Here is a 16,991-nt window from a genome sequence, read left to right as displayed (position 1 = left end):
GCGTCAGCCGATCTGCTCGAACAGGGACACGATGATCCCTTCCGGCCCACGCACGTAGGCCATCCGCACGCTGTTCTCGTACTCGCCGATGCCGCCGATGAGCCCGTACCCATCCGCAGCCACCGCGTCGACGGCGGCTTGCAGGTCGCCGACCTCGAAGGACACATTGCGCAGCCCCAGCTCGTTCGCCATCGCTGTTGGCGATCCAGGCACGTGGTCGGGCGTGACGAAGGCCGAGAGCTCCAGCCGGGACCCTTCGCCGGGCGGACGCAGCATCACGATCTCACAATGCGCGCCGGGAATGCCGCAGACGGTCTCCACGAACTCGCCCTCCACGGATCCGGTGCCCTCCACCTCCAGGCCCAGCCCGACGAAGAACGCCGTTACCGAGTCGAGGTCCGCGACGGTGACGCCGATATGGTCGAAACGTTGTACGTGTCCCACGGGATCCATCCTCCACTTGGTGTCCTGCCGATTCGACGCTGGGACGGAGCCCGAGCTTGGATCTCGACATTGAGCTCCGTGGTGGATCAGCGTGCGGAATATTGTGCCCGGCTCAACCAGGGCCGGCCACGGTCCCACGTGGCCGGCCACCGTTCGCCATTCAGGACGGGTTCTCGAAGCTGTAGACGAGAGTCAGGACGCCTTGGCGGGCCTCGGTGGCCTGCCCGGATAATCCGGTTAGCTCCGCCGTGCCGGAATGCGGGATCACGGTCCCGAACGTAGTCTGGTCCGCGCCGTCGGCCAGACCGCCATGCTGAATCACGAACGTCCCGCGCCGGCCGTCCAGAATCGCTTGGATGCGTTCCGAGGCAACGTAACCGGCGCCGTCGGCGCCCTGCGAGGTGAGAACGTCCGCCACCCCGGTTCCCTCGAGTGCTCCTCGGTAGGTCTTGCGAATCACGACCCGGGTCAATTTCGGGCCCTCGTCCGGCTCGTCATAGGGAACCTCATCCCAGCTGTCGATGTCGAACTGGGCTTCGACTGTTCGATGTGTAGTGGTGTCAGCCATGAACACAAAGAATGCCAGACCCGACTGACAACCCGCGAGGGCTCTGCACCGTCCGGGAACGAACAGTCACCAGGGTGCTCCGATTTGCGTGCGGTTGAAGGCCGCCGACGGGAATCGAACAGCGCGGCGACCACGGTCACAGAGCATCTGCAGGCCCTTCTCCACTGCGCGCCAGTCCGCTGACAGGTCGAAGAATCCCAGGAGGTCAACGACCTCGGCCACCCACCGTTTCGCGCCACGTCTGTCCCGTCGCTGCTGGGCATGGTAGATCGCCAAGCAAAGAACGGGCACTGCGACAGCGTTCCACCAATGCCGAACGCCGAGACCCACAACCGATGGACACCACTCGGATGCCGGCGTCGAACAGCCCAGGCGATCCGCGCGGAGGCGCCGCTCCGAGATATGTCGAGGTGCACAGTCGTCGCGACGTACCAGGCGGCGTTGTCGACGAGATTGCGGGGATCAGTTCAACTCGAATTCATTCGATTCGTTCACCGGGTAGCCCAGGGCTGGTTGGCTGAGGGTGCGGGCCGTATCGGCGTCCCGTGTAATCACACCCGATCACTGGAGGACCACAGATGCCCACACGTGACGAAGCCTGGCCGCAGGGAACCCCTTGTTGGATCGATTGTCAGGTCGACGACACCGCGAAGGCCCGCGAGTTCTATGCGGGTCTGTTCGGCTGGGAGATCATGGACAGCCCAGAGGAGGCCGGCGGATATCTCATGGCACTGAAGAACGGCAAGCCGGCCGCCGGTATCGGCCCCAAACCCGAGGGAATGTCCGTCCCCTCGGCGTGGACGACGTACTTCGCGGCGGACAGCGCCGACGACATCGCAACCAAGGTCACCGCCGCCGGGGGTCAGAATTTCATGCCGCCATTCGATGTGATGGATGTCGGCCGCATGTTCGTCGCAGCCGATCCCACCGGCGCGGCGTTCGGGGTCTGGGAGGCCCAGACCCACACCGGCGCGGGCATCTTCAACGAGCACGGAGCCTACTGCTGGAACGAACTGCACACCCGCAGCTACCGACAGGCCCAGGACTTCTACGCCCAGGTCTTCGGCTGGTCCTATACCGAAATCGGTGACGGTGACAGCTTCGTCTACTCGACGTTCGCTCTGCCCGGCGGTGAGGGCATCGGCGGCGTCAGCGACGACACCAAGATGCCCGGTCAGACCCCGGCCCACTGGCTGACTTGGTTCCAGGTCGACGACACCGACGCCGCGCTGGCCAAGGCCACCGAACTGGGCGCCACCGTCATCATGGGTGCCGACGACAGTCCCGCCGGCCGAATGGGCATCGTCCAGGCACCGCAGAGCGAGGTCTTCGGCGTCATCGATCCCACTCACACCGTAGGCCAATTCCCCGGCCAGCAGGGCTGACACGAACACCCGGTCTGCCACCGTGAGCACCCGGACGCTCCTCGAGCCGATCGCGTTGACGAGTTTGGGGCCGACGGGCTCCACGGCCGAGCCGTCGGTGACGACTTCACCGGACGAACGCGCACCTGATCCTCCAGGGGTCCGGAAACGCCGTAGAGGGCCTGCACCAGGATCGATTCGGTGCAGGCCCCTCGCGTTGCTGATCGCTAGATCTCACCCTTGCGGGCGGCAGCCCACGTCGACGTCCGCGGTGGTCACGGAGTGCTCGTCGATGGCGATGACGAGTGAGGTGACCCGCGGGTCCCGCAACGCCCACGCCAATGCCATCTGTGCGAGCGATTACCCACGGGCCGAAGCAATGTCGTCGAGTGCGCGCAGCTGCTCGACCACCGCGGGGGTGATCGAGGCCGGGTCGAGGGAGGAGCCGGCGGCGGCGCGGGAGCCGTCGGGGACCCCGTTCAGATACTTGTTGGTGAGCAGTCCCTGCGCCAGCGCGGTGAAGCCGATCACGCCGACACCGACCTGTAGGCACCTGCGGCATCCTGTTCATCACATCACGTGTCCATCGTCGGCACCGCCGTGGACATCGCCTCGAGGAAGGTAACCGACACCGGCGTCCAGTTCGACCGCCAGCGCCCCGCTCGTTGATCATCGCGGAGCGCGAGTAGCAATGCAGTGGTGTGCGAACCGCCGTCCAGCAGGAAACGGTTCAATCCGCGCTCGTCGCATATCGCCGCCACCTCGGCAAGGGCCGACTTCGCCTCGTCGATCCGCCCAGCCGCCGCGAGGCAAGCGGCGAGTAAACGAGTGGCGTGCAGGGCGGCTCGGCGCCGCCCGGTCCCCTCGAGGTCGTTCACCCACTGCTGCGCCGACATGCACGCGCGAGTAGCGTGCTGCGGTGCGTCCTCGGCGAGCAACAACCGGATCGCAGTATCGTCCTCGATCTGCGCGGTTACCCGGCCTATTCCGTGCATCCCACTGTCGGGCGCCCCGCGCGGCGATCCAGCGGAGACTGACTTCGTCGGCAATCCCAGTATCATCCGTTCGTTTGCGATTCGCGCACGAAGGCGATCGAGTGACAAGAAATCCGCTGTTCGTGATCCTTCCTGCAAATATCTGGTAGCGGTTTCACGGTCCCCTTGCAGTGCTTTGATCCTGGCGCCGATGACGTAGCGGGCGATCATGAAATCGACGACACCGCCCTCGGATCCGAGCTTGTAGCCCTCGTCGATCAACCGTTCGGCCTCGTCGAGGTTTCCCTGCTCGTACCTCAATTCACCGAGGAGGGCGCCGGCGAGGCGGGCCGCATGGGAGTGTGTTCCGCCGGCCTGTCGTGCGACGCGGAGCGCGTTGGTGAACTGGTCTTCGGCCACCGCGAGCTCGAGTTGTTCGTAGGCGGCGATGCCGGCGAAGGCATATCCGTACATGACACTGAAGGGACCATTTGTACGGTCGTGGTAGGTGCGCACCCAGTCCTGGATCCTCTGGGCGGCAGCGAAGTCGAATCGGTAGATCTCAACGAAGGTCGCGACGTTCGCGGCGACGGACACCACCCAGGGACGTAGGGTGTCCGGCCGCGCGAGGGCCTCCCCGAACAGCTCCCCGCCCGCGATTCTATCGGCGTAGATCTCAAGGACACCTGCGGCCACACCTGCCTCGACGCGGATATCCTCTCGTTCCGATTCCGTGAACCCGCTCCGATCCAAAGAGACAGACAGATGATCGAGAGCCCTTTGGGCCGGTGTGGACCGATGCAGGAGAATGTTCGCCCAGGCGACCTCCACCTGCAGCCGAGGGCTGTCGGCGACGGCCAGTGGCGGCAGTTTCGCGACCAGCCCCAGCAACGTGGACATCTGCGAGTGCTCGAGCAGATACGTCCCATCACGCTCGACCAGTTGGACGGCCCACTGCTCGTCCCCCGCGGCCAGGGCATGATCGACGGCCTCGCCGAGAAGTTGATGTTCGGCGAACCACACCGATGCCGTGCGATGGAGACCTTCGATCCTGTCGGGTTGGTCCCGCTCGAGACGGCGACGGAGATATTCGGCAAAGAGGTGGTGGTACCGGAACCATTCCCCCTCGTCGTCGATTCGTCGGAGGAACAGATCACACTGCTCAATCCCTTCGAGCCGCCCCTGCCCGTTGGGCACCCGCGCCAGCACGGACGCGAGTTCGCCGCATACGCGCCCCGTGATCGACGTGGCCATCAGGAAATCGAGGACGTCGGCGTCGAGCGTGTCCAGTACGTTCTCCGCGAGGAACTCGCCGATAGCCTGATGGCGTCCCGACAAGTGGCTGATCATCCGGGTCGGATCGTCGCAACCGCGCAACGACAGCGAAGCCAGCTGAAGGGCGGCAACCCAGCCGTCGGTCGAATCGGTCAAGTCCTCGACGTCGCGCTGCCCGAGGCTCAGCCCGCCCAGATCGACCAGGAACGTTCTCGTCTCTGTCAGGTCGAATCGCAGTTCGACAGAATCGATTTCGAGAAGTTCGTTTCGCACCTTCATCCGGCTCAGGGGCAACCCCGACCGTGTGCGGCTGGTGACGATGATGTGCAGGTGGTGGCAGCAGTTGTCCAGCAGGAAGCCCAGTGCGGCCCGCGTTTCCTTGCTTGTCACGCGATGCCAGTCGTCGATGACGACACCCACCGATTCCCCGCTGCGGTCAATTTCGTTGATCAGAGTCGACAAGACATAGCGTTCGGCCTGGTTCCCGTGCTCCTCGAGTGCCTGACCGAGTTCCTCGGCCAGGGTGACCCGGACCTGTCGGATCGCCTCCACCAGGTGCGAGAGGAACCAGACGACGTTGTTGTCGTCGGGATCGACCGAGAGCCAGGCAACCGCCACCCCCTCCTCCATCAGAATGTCGCGCCATTGGGTGGCCAGGGTCGTCTTCCCATACCCGGCGGGTGCGTGGATCACCGTCAGATGCCGTCCCTGGCCGATGCGCAGGGCGTCGACCAAGCGGCGGCGGGTGACCAGTGGTCGATTCGGCGACGGGGGCCGGTACTTGGTCGAGGGAGTAATGGGCGTCCGACCCACCCCGGCGTGCACCGAGTACGCCGGGGTGGGTCGGGCTCGAAGATCGGCTGGACGTTCGGCCTGGGTCGCTCCCCCGCCGGGAAGGTCATCGCCCGCTTCGGCGACGAGTTCGGCGGGAATCGCCATGTCGACGACGACCAGATCATTCCGGCCCTCGGCTCGTCGAAGCTCGTCGCCGAACTCGACAGCAGTCGCAGGTCGGTCACTCGGCCTGCCCGACATGGCATCTTCGATGGCTGCCGACACATCAGTGGGGATCCCGGCCTCGCGTAGGTCGGGGATCGGCTGGGAGGTGATCCGCAGGAACTGGGCGACAACCTGCTCACCACTGCGGCGTTCGAACCCAGCATGCCCGGTGATGGCGCAGAAGAGGGTTGCCGCGAGGCTGTACACGTCGGAGGCCGGCGTGGGTGGCTGCCCCTGCAGCACCTCCGGGGCGGTGTACGCGGGAGACCCGATGATCGTCCCGGTCGACGTCTCGAAGCCGCCGGTAATGTGGGCGATCCCGAAATCGGTCAGCTGCGGCTCGCCGTAATCGGTGAGCAAGATATTCGCGGGTTTCACGTCGCGGTGCAGTGTGCCCAACCGGTGAGCGGTTTCCAGAGCACCGGCCACCTTCACACCGAGTGCAAGCGCCTCACGCCAGGCGAGCGGACCCCGCCGCCGGATCCTCGACTCCAACGAACCCTGCGGGTGGTATTGCATGACGATGTACGGCCGACCGCTCGCGGTGGTTCCGAAATGAAAAATGTTCACGATATTCGGATGGCCCGACAACCTGCCCATCGCGCGCTGCTCCCGCAGGAATCGCTCAACGTTGGTTGCATGCAAGTCCGCGGTGAGCACCTTGACCGCCACCGTCCGCTCGAGGGCGCGCTGGAAGCCGCGGAAGACCACACCGAACCCGCCCCGACCGACCACCATGACGTTCTCGTACCCCTCCGCCGCCAACTCCGCCGCAATCACGGAGTCCTGGGCGTCAGGCGCGGCGAAGTCGGACATCTTCGTCGCCTCGATAGCACCCACTGTCGTGGGCAACGGACCTGCGCACGCCGATCAACCGGTCATGCCGTGAGGAATCATCCCACCGCAACCGACGAACAATATCGCGCACAATCATCTGACCACCTCATGAGATGCCCCTCCTCATGCTATGCCGCCGACGGATGGTCCCCCGTACCTCAACCCTTGGTGGAGGAGAACTTCCAACGTGGCCTCGCCCCACCGACCAGGAATGCCGTCGGTCGCCGCCACTTGCGGGCTTCGGTCGAGGATTGATCGTGACCGGCGGAGGCAATCGGGCTCGGGCGCGGGCCAAAACATGGATGACACTCGGCCAGGTCTTGACGTGGATTCTGGCCACGACGCACGTATCCGCACAGCGGTGCGCCGAGAATGACCGGACCGCTCAGTCCTCCAACTCGAGCGGCAGCTCCGCGGTGACGCGCCAACTCCCGTCGGTCTGCCGACCCGCCTCGAGCGTGCCGTGCAGGACGGCGACCCGCTCCCGCATCCCGAGTAGTCCGTTGCCCGAGCCGAGCGAGAACTGCCCGGACGAGTTGCCGTTGTCGGTGATCTCGACGAGGACGTCCGTCTCGCGGCGCCGCACCCGCACCTTGGCACGCGGACGTTCTCCGGCGTGCCGGAGCACGTTGGTCAGCGATTCCTGAACGAGCCGATGGACGCCGAGGCTGACCGCCGGGCTGACGTCGTCCAACTCCCCCGTCAGCTCCAGTTCCACGGGCAGGCCGGCGCTGCGCATCATGTCGACCACCCTGGCGAGACCGGCCGTGCCGTGCTGGGGCATGTCGTCGGTCGCCGGTTCGGTGCGGAGCAGCGACACGGTGCGCCGCAGTTCCGCCAGCGCCTCCCGCCCGGTGCTCGCGATGTTGGTCAATGCCTGCTTCGCGATGTCGGGGTTGCTCTTCAGGGCGTAGGACGCACCGTCGGCCTGCACGATCATCACGCTCACCGCGTGGGCGACCACGTCGTGCAGTTCCCGGGCGATCCGGGTCCGCTCGGCGGCCACCGCGTCCTCGGCGCGGCGATCCCGGTCGTAGTCGGCGACGACGAGGCGGGCCGCGACCTCCTCGTCGTAGGCGCGGCGGGCGCCGAGAAATTCCGCGGTGATCCAGGACAGCGCGAAGACGAGGACCGAGAACAAGCCGGCCGCCAGCAATTCCTGCTCCAGCAACCAGATCGACAGGACGGAATCGACGACCAGGCCCACCGCGTACACCGCGGCGGTGCGGCGGTCGACGTACGCGACGAGCGTGTAGAGGGAGACGGCGAGCGCCAGCAGGCCGGGGTGCTCGGCGTCGAGGTCGCCGATGGAGTAGCTGATGAAGGTGATCGTGATCGACATCACCAGCACAGCCCCTGCCGCCGCCCGCGGATATCTGCGGCGCCACGCAATCGGCAGGCACAGCAGGAAACCCATGACCAGCTGCACCCAGGGCGAGCGGTCTCCCGACGCGGTGAACACGAACACCTCGAGGGTGAACAGGATCGCCGCCAACATCGAGTCCGCAACCGTCGGCTTGCCCCGCAGCCACAGACTGAACCTCCTCATGTGCACAGCGTAAGTACCTCGTGGCGGGTGTGGTTGAGTCGGCACCATGAATGTGGGTGACTGGGCGCTTCTTCTCACCGCCGCGACGGCCGCCGGGTGGGTGGACGCCGTCGTCGGCGGCGGCGGGCTGATCCTCATTCCCGCTCTGTTTCTCGTCGCACCGCAGCTGACGCCGCAGGCGGCGCTGGCCACCAACAAGCTCACCGCGTTCACCGGCACGTCCGCCGCCGTCGTCACGTTCGCGCGCCGCATCCCCATGAACTGGCGGCTGCTGGTTCCCGCAGGTGTGCTCGCGGCGGTGACGTCCGCGCTCGGCGCCGCGACGGTGTCGCGCATCGACAAGGACGTCTTCATCCCGCTAATCATGGCGGTGCTCGTCGGGGTCGCCGTGTTCGTCACCATCCGTCCGCAACTCGGGACCACGCTGGCGAAGGATCCGCCGACCCGGCGGAAGGTCGTCGCCGTCGTCCTGCTCTCCGCAGGGCTCCTCGGTTTCTACGACGGCCTGTTCGGGCCGGGCACCGGGACGTTTCTCATCATCAGTTTCGCCACGTTCCTCGGCACGGAATTCGTGCGCAGCGCCGCGATGGCGAAGGTGATCAATCTCGGATCGAATCTCGGTGCGCTGGTGTTCTTCGCCGCCACCGGCCACGTGCTGTGGGCGCTCGGTTTGAGCATGGCGGTCTGCAACGTGATCGGAGCGATCACCGGTTCGCGGATGGCGCTGAGCAAGGGTGCCGGTTTCGTCCGGATCACGCTGCTGGTCGTGGTGATCGCGATGGTGATCCGGTTGGGTTGGCAGCAATTCGGGTGATCGACCGACTACGGTGGTCCAGGTGACGGCTCCACGACAGGTTGATCCGGAATTCCTTGCCCTTCCGCTGCGTTCGCTGGCGGACGCGGCGCTCGCCGCCGCCCGTGCGGCGGGCGCGTCGCACGCCGACCTGCGGGTCCATCGACTGACCAGCCAGTCGCTGCGACTCCGCGACGGCGAAGTGCAATCGGCGGTGGACACGGACGAACTCGGCTTCGCGGTGCGGGTCGTCGTCGACGGCACGTGGGGTTTCGCCTCGCACGCCGAGCTGACCCCCGCGACCGCCGCCGCCACCGCGGAACAGGCCGTCGCCGTCGCCCGGGCATTGCGCGGGCTGAACCGGGAAACCGTCGAACTCGCGGACGAACCGGTGTATCCGGACGTGCACTGGGTGTCCGACTACGAGGTCGATCCGTTCGAAATCCCCGCGTCGGAGAAGATCTCGCTGCTGGGCGAATACTCCCGCCGGCTGCTCGCGTCCGACGGCGTCGACCACGTCACCGCGGGATGCCTGCAGGTGAAGGAGCAGACGTTCTACGCCGATCTCGCCGGGTCCTCCATCGTGCAGCGGCGGGTGCGGTTGCATCCGCAACTCGAAGCGACCACCGTCGACCAGTCGGCCGGCGTGTTCGAGACGATGCGCACCCTCGCTCCCCCCGTCGGCCGCGGATGGGAATACGTCGCCGGAGACGGGGTGTGGAACTGGACCGACGAACTCGCCCGCATCCCGGACCTGCTCGCCGAGAAGGTGAAGGCCCCCAGCGTGGTGGCCGGTCCCACCGATCTGGTGATCGACCCGACCAACCTGTGGTTGACGATCCACGAGTCCATCGGGCACGCCACCGAGTACGACCGCGCGATCGGCTACGAGGCCGCCTACGCCGGCACCTCGTTCGCCACGCCCGACAAGCTCGGCACGCTGCGCTACGGGACACCGATCATGCATGTGACCGCCGACCGGACCGAGCGGCACGGCCTCGCCACGGTCGGGTACGACGACGACGGCGTCGAGACGCAGTCGTGGGACCTGGTCGCCGACGGGATTCTCGTCGGCTATCAACTCGACCGGGCGTTCGCGCCCCGGCTCGGGCTGGAGCGGTCGAACGGCTGCTCGTACGCCGACTCGCCGCACCACGTCCCGATCCAGCGGATGGCGAACGTGTCGTTGCAGCCCGATCCCGACACCGATCGCAGCACCGAGGACCTGATCTCCGGCGTGGAGGACGGCATCTACGTGGTGGGCGACAAGTCCTGGTCGATCGACATGCAGCGCTACAACTTCCAGTTCACCGGCCAGCGGTTCTACCGTATCCGCGGCGGCAAGCTCGACGGGCAACTGCGCGACGTCGCCTACCAGGCGACCACCACCGACTTCTGGGGTTCGATGGACGCCGTCGGCGGCCGGTCCACATGGCAGCTCGGGGGCGCCTTCAACTGCGGCAAGGCACAGCCCGGTCAGGTCGCGGCCGTCAGCCACGGCTGCCCGTCGGCGCTGTTCCGCGGAGTCAACGTACTGAACACCCGGACGGAAGGCGGCCGATGATCGCACCGCAGCAACTCGTCGAGCAGGTCCTCGCCCGGGCCTCCGTGGACGAAACCATCGTGATCGTCACGGATGCCAGCGAGGCGTCGCTGCGGTGGGCGGGCAACTCGATGACCACCAACGGCGTGTCCACCTCGCGCAGTTGGACAGTCATCTCCATCGTCCGGTCCGGGCAGGACGCCAGGGTCGGGATCGTCACCTCCGCGTCCGTCGACGTCGCCGACATCGACGGGGTGGTCCGATCGGCCGAAATCTCCGCCCGCGCAGCCACACCCGCGTCCGACGCGATGCCCCTGCTCACCGGAACCGGCACCGACGAGCGCTGGGAGGATTCGGCGCAGCGCACCGAGATCGGCGCGTTCGAACAACTCGCCCAGGATCTGAGCATGGGCTTCGACGGCGACGACCAGCTCTACGGTTTCGCCCATCATCAGCTGCACACCACCTGGTTGGGCACGTCGACGGGGATCCACCGCCGATTCGTCCAGCCGACCGGGTCGGTCGAGATCAACGGCAAACGCGGCGACGCCAGCGCCTGGGTGGGCACCAGCACCAAGGACTTCACCGATGTGGCAGGCGTGAAGTTGCTCGAGGACCTGTCGACGCGCCTGGATTGGGCCGGCAACCGGGTGGAGTTGCCCGCGGGCCGGTACGAGACGATCCTGCCGCCGTCCGCGGTCGCGGACCTCATGATCTACCTCATGTGGACCATGGAGGGCAGGGCCGCCGAAGAGGGCCATTCCGCCCTGTCGGCGCCCGGGGGCACCCGCATCGGGGAAAAGCTCAGTGCACTCCCCCTCACCCTCTATTCCGATCCGGCCGCGCTCGGCCTGGAATATGCGCCGTTCGTGATCGCCGGGTCGTCGTCCGAATCGGTGTCCGTCTTCGACAACGGGATGGACGCGGGCCGGGTGGACTGGATCCGCGACGGCACCGTCGGCGCGCTCGCGTACCCGCGGGCGGCGGCGAAGGAGTTCGACGCCGAGGCGACCGTGCCCGGCGACAACCTGATCCTCGACGCCGGCGGTTCGGTGTCGCTCGACCAGATGGTGGCCGAGACCGAACGCGGACTGCTGCTGACCACCCTCTGGTACATCCGTGAGGTCGACCCCGCCACGCTGCTGCTCACGGGATTGACGCGGGACGGCGTCTACCTCGTCGAGAACGGGAAGGTCGCGGGCGCCGTGAACAACTTCCGATTCAACGAGAGCCCCCTGGACCTGCTGCGCAGGGTCACGCAGGCCGGCGCCACCGAGCGGACCCTGCCCCGCGAGTGGAAGGACTGGTTCACCCGGACCGCGATGCCGTCGGTGCGGGTGCCGGATTTCCACATGTCTTCGGTCAGCAAGGCGCTCTGAGGGCGCAATTTCTATGCGGACGCTCGTCTAGGTGACAGCCCGTGAGCTTTCCGTTATAAATGCTGCAGACATCACGCATATGAGATTTCTCACTCCAGAGTCGTTTCGCCGCGGATGTCATATTCAGGTCTCCAGAGAACGGGACCGAAACTCACCGCATCGCCGCGTGGTCGGCGCGTGCCGCGAGTCCGTCCCTTGCACGCTGAACAGGAGGTTTCATGCACTCCGATACCCGCATCCGCGAAGCACTCCACGGCCACACCAAGGTCACGAGACGGTTCGCGCTCGCCGACGTGGCTCTGACGACGTTCGTCTGCCTCGTCTGCGCCACCGGCATAGGCATCATCACCGGTTCAGTTCTCGCCGCCGCGACGGGGGGACTGATCGTCGTCCTCGCCACGGCGCTGATGGTGGCGGCGGTATGACCGCGCCGAGCATTCAGCGAAGTACCCCAATCCAGGAGATCACAGTGTCGAACGACGTCCTCGAGGCCGCACCGCCTGCACATTCGATCCCGCACCGCCACCCGGACGGACGCGAAGTTCTCGCCACCGCGAAGGGAATCCTCATCGCCACCCGCGGATACGGCGACGCCGAGGCGTTCGAGGAATTGCTCGACGTCTCCCGCCATCACCACGTCAGCGTGTTGCGGGCGGCGAAATCGCTGGTGGAATTGGCGACTCGGCGGCAGCCGTGCCCGTCCGTGACGACGCCGGCACCGTCGTACACACTCGAGTTCAAGGAATGGACGACGCTGCTGGCGCGGTGACGCCGGCGCGGGGTGTCAGTTGCTGTAGACCCGATCGACCCGGACGAAGACGACCGCCCGACCCTGCTCTGCCATCACCCGGTCGTATTCGTCCCAGTCCTCGTGCGTGCCTCCGGCAGCGACGAACACCTCCCGACGCAGAAGCCGCAGTCTCTCGTCGTCGAGCCACGGCTGGGGGTCGTCGGGACCGGCTATCTCGGCTGTTCCCTCGACGGTCGCCCACTGCCACCCATCGCGGAAGGTGGTCGCGACCTGAGGGCGAGACCGCAAGTTGTTCAACTTCACCCTTCCGTAGGTCACGAATCCCAGAACCGGTTCGCCCGTGGCCGGGTGCTCGAGCAGGCCGACGTTGACCATCGAGGCCTGAATGGTTCCGTTCGCGCGGAGGGTGGCGACCACCGCCAGACCGTTGTCGTCCCGTGCCAGCGCTACAGCGTCCTCGAGAGTCGTCATCCACCGAGACTACTGCGGTTCCTACCGGTCGTCGGCCGTGACGGCGAGTCCGATGGTGCCGGTCTTCCCTCGGCGGAGGAGGCTGCCTTTCATCGTGAGCCAGCCGAGGATGCCGTACTTGCGGGCGATCACGTCCCGTGTGTGGTCGGTGTCCGCGGCGTCGAGGATGACGGCGCGGGCGGGCACCTCGGGGCCCTTCGGCTTGCCACGCGCGTCGCACGCGGCCACCGTCACCTCCGGATTGCGGCGGATGCGTTTGACCTTGTAGGAATCGGTGACCGTCCACATCAGCAGACGGTCACCGTCGGCGGCGGCCCACAGTGGCGTCGCCACCGGAGTGCCGTCTTTCCGAAACGTGGTGAGCAGGACATACTTCGCGGACGACACCCGATCGAATTCTGTGGTCACCCGGCCATGCTAGCCCGGACGCCGGTCAGTCCCCTTCGAGTTCGCCTTCGGTTTCGAGGTACACCTGCCGCAGGCCGTCGAGGGTCTGCTGCTCGGGGTGCTCCCACATGTCCCGCTCGGCCGCCTCGAGGAGGCGTTCGGCGATGCCGTGCAGGGCCCACGGATTGGACTGTTCCATGAACTTGCGGTTCTGCTCGTCCAGCACGTACGACTCGGCGAGTTTCTCGTACATCCAGTCGGCGACGACGTTGGTGGTGGCGTCGTATCCGAACAGGTAGTCGACGGTCGCCGCCATCTCGAACGCACCCTTGTAACCGTGGCGGCGCATCGCCTCGAGCCACCGCGGGTTCACGACCCGGGCCCGGAAGACACGGGACGTCTCCTCCGACAGGGTGCGGGTGCGCACCGACTCGGGCCGGGTGCTGTCGCCGATGTACGCCTCGGGCGACTTCCCGGTGAGCGCCCGCACGGTCGCGACCATCCCGCCGTGGTACTGGAAGTAGTCGTCGGCGTCCGCGATGTCGTGTTCGCGGGTGTCGGTGTTCTTGGCCGCCACGGTGATTCGCCGGTACGCCGTCCGCATGTCGTCGGCGGCGGGTGCGCCGTCCAGTCCGCGGCCGTACGCGAATCCACCCCACGTGGTGTACACGTCGGCGAGGTCGGCGTCGCCGCGCCAGCTCTTGGAGTCGATCAGCTGCAGCAGTCCGGCCCCGTAGGTGCCCGGCTTGGACCCGAAGATGCGGGTGGTCGCGCGACGTTCGTCGCCGTGCTCGGCGAGATCCGCCTGCGCATGGGCGCGCACGAAGTTGCTCTCGACCGGTTCGTCCAGTGCGGCGACGAGCCGGACGGCGTCGTCGAGCAGCGCCAGGACGTGCGGGAACGCGTCCCGGAAGAAGCCGCTGATCCGGACCGTGACGTCGATGCGCGGACGGCCCAGTTCCTCGAGGTCGATCACCTCGAGGTTCACCACCCGCCGGCTCGCCTCGTCCCACACCGGGCGCACGCCGAGGAGCGCGAACACCTCGGCGATGTCGTCGCCGGACGTGCGCATCGCGGACGTGCCCCACACGGACAGACCGACCGACCGCGGCCACTCGCCGTGATCGGACTTGTAGCGGTCCAGCAACGATTCGGCCATCGCCTGACCGGTCTCCCAGGCGAGCCGCGACGGCACGGCCTTCGGGTCGACGGAGTAGAAGTTACGGCCAGTCGGGAGCACGTTGATCAGCCCGCGCAGCGGCGACCCGCTCGGCCCGGCGGCGATGAAACCGCCGTCGAGCGCGTGCAGCACCTGGGCGATCTCGTTGTCCGTCTCCCGCAGCCGCGGCACCACCTCGGTGGCGGCGAAACGGAGGATCTTCGCGACCGTGGCGTCGTCGGTGAGGGTGTCGGCGGCGTCCGGGTTCCAGTCGGCGTCGTGCATGCCCTGCACCAGCGCGTGCGCCTGCTGCTCGATCTCGTCCACGCGGGTGCGGGATTCGTCGCCGTCCTCGCTGAGGCCGAGAGCCTCGCGGAGTCCGGGGACGTTCTGTTCGCCGCCCCACATCTGCCGGGCGCGCAGCATGGCGAGCACCAGTTCGACCTCGGCGTCGTCCCGGGGCGCCGCACCGAGCACGTGGAGGCCGTCCCGGATCTGGACGTCCTTGATCTCGCACAGCCAGCCGTCGACGTGCAGCAGCATGTCGTCGAACACGTCCTCGTCGGGACGTTCCTCGAGTCCGAGGTCGTGGTCCATCTTGGCGGCACGCATCAGCGTCCAGATCTGCTGGCGAATGGCGGGCAGCTTGGACGGGTCGAGTGCGGAGATGTTCGAGTGCTCGTCGAGGAGCTGCTCGAGCCGCGAGATGTCGCCGTAGCTCTCCGCGCGGGCCATCGGCGGGATCAGGTGATCGACGAGGGTCGCGTGGGCGCGGCGCTTGGCCTGCGTGCCCTCGCCCGGATCGTTGACGAGGAACGGGTAGATGAGGGGCAGGTCGCCGAGCGCGGCATCGGTGCCGCACGAGGCGGACATGCCGAGCGTCTTGCCGGGCAGCCATTCGAGGTTTCCGTGCTTACCGAGATGGACGACGGCGTCGGCGCCGAAACCACCCGCCGCGGCGTCCGCCGCAATCCACCGGTACGCGGCGAGGTAGTGGTGGCTCGGCGGCAGGTCGGGGTCGTGGTAGATCGCGACCGGCTTCTCCCCGAATCCGCGCGGCGGCTGCACCATCAGCACGAGGTTTCCGAACTGCATTGCGGCGATGACGATTTCACCGTCGGGGTCCTGTGAACGGTCGACGTAGAGTTCGCCCGGCGCCGGTCCCCAGTGTTCCTCGACGCCCTCGCGCAGTTCGGCGGGCAGCGCCGAGAACCATTCGCGGTAGCGGGCGGCGGAGATCCGGATCGGGTTCCCCTCCAGTTGCTCCGCGGTCAGCCAGTCCGGGTCCTGGCCGCCGGCGGCGATGAGGGCGTGGATCAGCGCGTCGCCGTCCTGGGCTGCGAGGCCGGGCACGGAGTCCGGCCCGTCCGCGGGGCCCAGGTCGTAGCCGGCCGCCCGCATCTCGGTGAGCAACCTGATCGCGCTGGCCGGGGTGTCGAGACCGACGGCGTTGCCGATGCGGGCGTGCTTCGTCGGGTACGCCGACAGCATCAGGGCGATCCGGCGCTCGGGGGCGGGGATGTGCCGCAGCCGGGCGTGCCGGACGGCGATGCCCGCCACCCGGGAGGCGCGCTCGGCGTCGGGAACGTAGGTGGACAGGCCGTCGGCGTCGATCTCCTTGAACGAGAACGGCACCGTGATCAGCCGGCCGTCGAACTCGGGGACCGCGACCTGGGTGGCGACGTCGAGCGGGGACAGTCCGTCGTCGTTGGACTCCCACGACTCCCGGCTGCTGGTCAGGCAGAGCCCCTGCAGGATCGGCACGTCCAGCGCCGCCAGCGCGGCGACGTCCCACGCCTCGTCGTCACCGCCGGCCGAGACGCCCGCCGGCTTGGTGCCGCCGGCGGCGAGCACGGTGACCACCATCGCGTCCGCGCGGCGCAGCGTCGTCAGCAACTCCGGTTCGGCGGTGCGCAGCGACGCGCAGAAGATCGGCAGCGGAGTGCCGCCCGCCGCGTCGACGGCGTCGCACAGGGCCTCGATGTAGCGGGTGTTCCCGGCCAGGTGCTGGGCGCGGTAGTAGAGAACGGCGATCGTGGGGCGGTCCGCGTCGGCGTCGGGCGCGAACGGCGCGACACCCCAGCTCGGCAGGTGGACCGGCGCCTCGAAACCGTGACCGGTCAGCAGCACGGTGTCGGACAGGAAGTGGTGCAGTTGGGCGAGGTTGTCGGCGCCGCCCTCGGCGAGATAGTTGTGCGCCTCTGCCGAGACACCGACCGCGACCGTCGAGCACTCCATCAACTCGGCGTCCGGGGCGTGCTCGCCGCCGAGGACCACCACGGGCAGTCCGCTGGCCAGGACCGCGTCGAGCCCCTCTTCCCACGCCCGCTTGCCGCCGAGGATGCGCACCACCACCAGGTCGGCGCCGTCGAGCAGTCCCGGCAGATCCTCCTCGACCAGCAGCCGTGCCGGGTTGGCCCAGCGGTAGTCCGCCCCGCTGGCGCGTGCGCTGAGCAGGTCGGTGTCGGAGGTGGAGAGCAGCAGGATCACGTGTGGAG

14 protein-coding genes are annotated in these 16,991 nt (G+C 67.4%); 6 read left to right on the top strand and 8 right to left on the bottom strand.

Going from position 1 to position 16,991, the window contains the following annotated elements; genetic code table 11:
- Nucleotides 1–3 precede the first annotated feature (3 nt).
- Both JWS13_RS44400 and JWS13_RS44395 read right to left on the bottom strand, forming a co-directional pair.
- The gene (locus JWS13_RS44400; protein WP_206011401.1) at nucleotides 4–444 is read right to left on the bottom strand and encodes a VOC family protein; all 441 of its coding nucleotides are present in this window, start codon (nucleotides 442–444) and stop codon (nucleotides 4–6) included.
- Nucleotides 445–604: 160 nt separating this feature from the next.
- On the bottom strand, nucleotides 605–1,012 hold the full coding sequence (locus tag JWS13_RS44395; RefSeq protein ID WP_206011400.1) for a DUF3224 domain-containing protein: 408 nt from the start codon (nucleotides 1,010–1,012) through the stop codon (nucleotides 605–607).
- A gap of 578 nt (nucleotides 1,013–1,590) precedes the next feature.
- Here JWS13_RS44395 and JWS13_RS44390 point away from each other — a divergent pair.
- The gene (locus tag JWS13_RS44390) at nucleotides 1,591–2,397 is read left to right on the top strand and encodes a VOC family protein (protein ID WP_206011399.1); all 807 of its coding nucleotides are present in this window, start codon (nucleotides 1,591–1,593) and stop codon (nucleotides 2,395–2,397) included.
- A gap of 339 nt (nucleotides 2,398–2,736) precedes the next feature.
- Here JWS13_RS44390 and JWS13_RS44385 read toward each other — a convergent pair whose 3' ends face one another.
- The 3 genes from JWS13_RS44385 to JWS13_RS44375 form a co-directional block, all read right to left on the bottom strand.
- Complete coding sequence (locus tag JWS13_RS44385; protein WP_206011398.1) at nucleotides 2,737–2,907, bottom strand: hypothetical protein; 171 nt, start codon at nucleotides 2,905–2,907, stop codon at nucleotides 2,737–2,739.
- Between the two features lie 44 nt (nucleotides 2,908–2,951).
- The gene (locus JWS13_RS44380) at nucleotides 2,952–6,440 is read right to left on the bottom strand and encodes a serine/threonine-protein kinase (protein ID WP_206011397.1); all 3,489 of its coding nucleotides are present in this window, start codon (nucleotides 6,438–6,440) and stop codon (nucleotides 2,952–2,954) included.
- 406 nt (nucleotides 6,441–6,846) lie between these two features.
- Nucleotides 6,847–8,010 carry a sensor histidine kinase gene (locus JWS13_RS44375; RefSeq protein ID WP_206011396.1) on the bottom strand — a complete coding sequence of 388 codons (1,164 nt, stop codon included), beginning with the start codon at nucleotides 8,008–8,010 and terminating at the stop codon, nucleotides 6,847–6,849.
- 46 nt (nucleotides 8,011–8,056) lie between these two features.
- Between JWS13_RS44375 and JWS13_RS44370 the strand changes: the two genes are divergently transcribed.
- From JWS13_RS44370 to JWS13_RS44350, 5 genes are all read left to right on the top strand, one after another.
- Complete coding sequence (locus tag JWS13_RS44370; RefSeq protein ID WP_206011395.1) at nucleotides 8,057–8,824, top strand: TSUP family transporter; 768 nt, start codon at nucleotides 8,057–8,059, stop codon at nucleotides 8,822–8,824.
- A gap of 22 nt (nucleotides 8,825–8,846) precedes the next feature.
- Nucleotides 8,847–10,367, top strand: coding sequence for a TldD/PmbA family protein (locus JWS13_RS44365; protein WP_206011394.1), 1,521 nt, complete (start codon nucleotides 8,847–8,849; stop codon nucleotides 10,365–10,367).
- Nucleotides 10,364–11,725: a metallopeptidase TldD-related protein gene (locus JWS13_RS44360; RefSeq protein WP_206011393.1), complete on the top strand. Its 1,362-nt coding sequence runs from the start codon at nucleotides 10,364–10,366 to the stop codon at nucleotides 11,723–11,725. The genes JWS13_RS44365 and JWS13_RS44360 overlap by 4 nt, the downstream gene beginning before the upstream one ends.
- A gap of 218 nt (nucleotides 11,726–11,943) precedes the next feature.
- Nucleotides 11,944–12,150 (top strand): hypothetical protein, encoded by a 207-nt coding sequence (locus tag JWS13_RS44355; protein WP_206011392.1) that lies wholly within the window; start codon nucleotides 11,944–11,946, stop codon nucleotides 12,148–12,150.
- Complete coding sequence (locus JWS13_RS44350) at nucleotides 12,147–12,494, top strand: ANTAR domain-containing protein (RefSeq protein WP_206011391.1); 348 nt, start codon at nucleotides 12,147–12,149, stop codon at nucleotides 12,492–12,494. The genes JWS13_RS44355 and JWS13_RS44350 overlap by 4 nt, the downstream gene beginning before the upstream one ends.
- 15 nt (nucleotides 12,495–12,509) lie before the next feature.
- On the opposite strand, the gene JWS13_RS44345 is transcribed toward JWS13_RS44350, so the two are convergent.
- The 3 genes from JWS13_RS44345 to cobN are packed head-to-tail and all read right to left on the bottom strand — an operon-like array spanning nucleotide 12,510 to nucleotide 16,983.
- Nucleotides 12,510–12,947 carry a TIGR03618 family F420-dependent PPOX class oxidoreductase gene (locus tag JWS13_RS44345; protein ID WP_087557466.1) on the bottom strand — a complete coding sequence of 146 codons (438 nt, stop codon included), beginning with the start codon at nucleotides 12,945–12,947 and terminating at the stop codon, nucleotides 12,510–12,512.
- A 21-nt stretch (nucleotides 12,948–12,968) separates the two neighbouring features.
- Complete coding sequence (locus JWS13_RS44340) at nucleotides 12,969–13,355, bottom strand: PPOX class F420-dependent oxidoreductase (RefSeq protein WP_206011390.1); 387 nt, start codon at nucleotides 13,353–13,355, stop codon at nucleotides 12,969–12,971.
- Between the two features lie 25 nt (nucleotides 13,356–13,380).
- A complete protein-coding gene (gene cobN / locus JWS13_RS44335; protein WP_206011389.1) occupies nucleotides 13,381–16,983 on the bottom strand; it encodes a cobaltochelatase subunit CobN in 3,603 nt (1,200 codons plus the stop codon).
- Nucleotides 16,984–16,991 lie beyond the last annotated feature (8 nt).

The organism is Rhodococcus pseudokoreensis (assembly GCF_017068395.1).
Lineage (GTDB): Bacteria > Actinomycetota > Actinomycetes > Mycobacteriales > Mycobacteriaceae > Rhodococcus_F > Rhodococcus_F pseudokoreensis.
The sequence above is the reverse complement of the archived record's forward strand: the minus strand, read 5'-3'. Positions and strand labels throughout refer to the sequence as shown.

Coding starts and splice junctions, on each gene's coding strand:
- JWS13_RS44395 (WP_206011400.1), bottom strand. CDS start 1,012: ATGGCTGACACCACTACACATCGAACAGTCGAAGCCCAGTTCGACATC.
- JWS13_RS44390 (WP_206011399.1), top strand. CDS start 1,591: ATGCCCACACGTGACGAAGCCTGGCCGCAGGGAACCCCTTGTTGGATC.
- JWS13_RS44380 (WP_206011397.1), bottom strand. CDS start 6,440: ATGTCCGACTTCGCCGCGCCTGACGCCCAGGACTCCGTGATTGCGGCG.
- JWS13_RS44375 (WP_206011396.1), bottom strand. CDS start 8,010: ATGAGGAGGTTCAGTCTGTGGCTGCGGGGCAAGCCGACGGTTGCGGAC.
- JWS13_RS44370 (WP_206011395.1), top strand. CDS start 8,057: ATGAATGTGGGTGACTGGGCGCTTCTTCTCACCGCCGCGACGGCCGCC.
- JWS13_RS44360 (WP_206011393.1), top strand. CDS start 10,364: ATGATCGCACCGCAGCAACTCGTCGAGCAGGTCCTCGCCCGGGCCTCC.
- JWS13_RS44355 (WP_206011392.1), top strand. CDS start 11,944: ATGCACTCCGATACCCGCATCCGCGAAGCACTCCACGGCCACACCAAG.
- JWS13_RS44350 (WP_206011391.1), top strand. CDS start 12,147: ATGACCGCGCCGAGCATTCAGCGAAGTACCCCAATCCAGGAGATCACA.
- JWS13_RS44345 (WP_087557466.1), bottom strand. CDS start 12,947: ATGACGACTCTCGAGGACGCTGTAGCGCTGGCACGGGACGACAACGGT.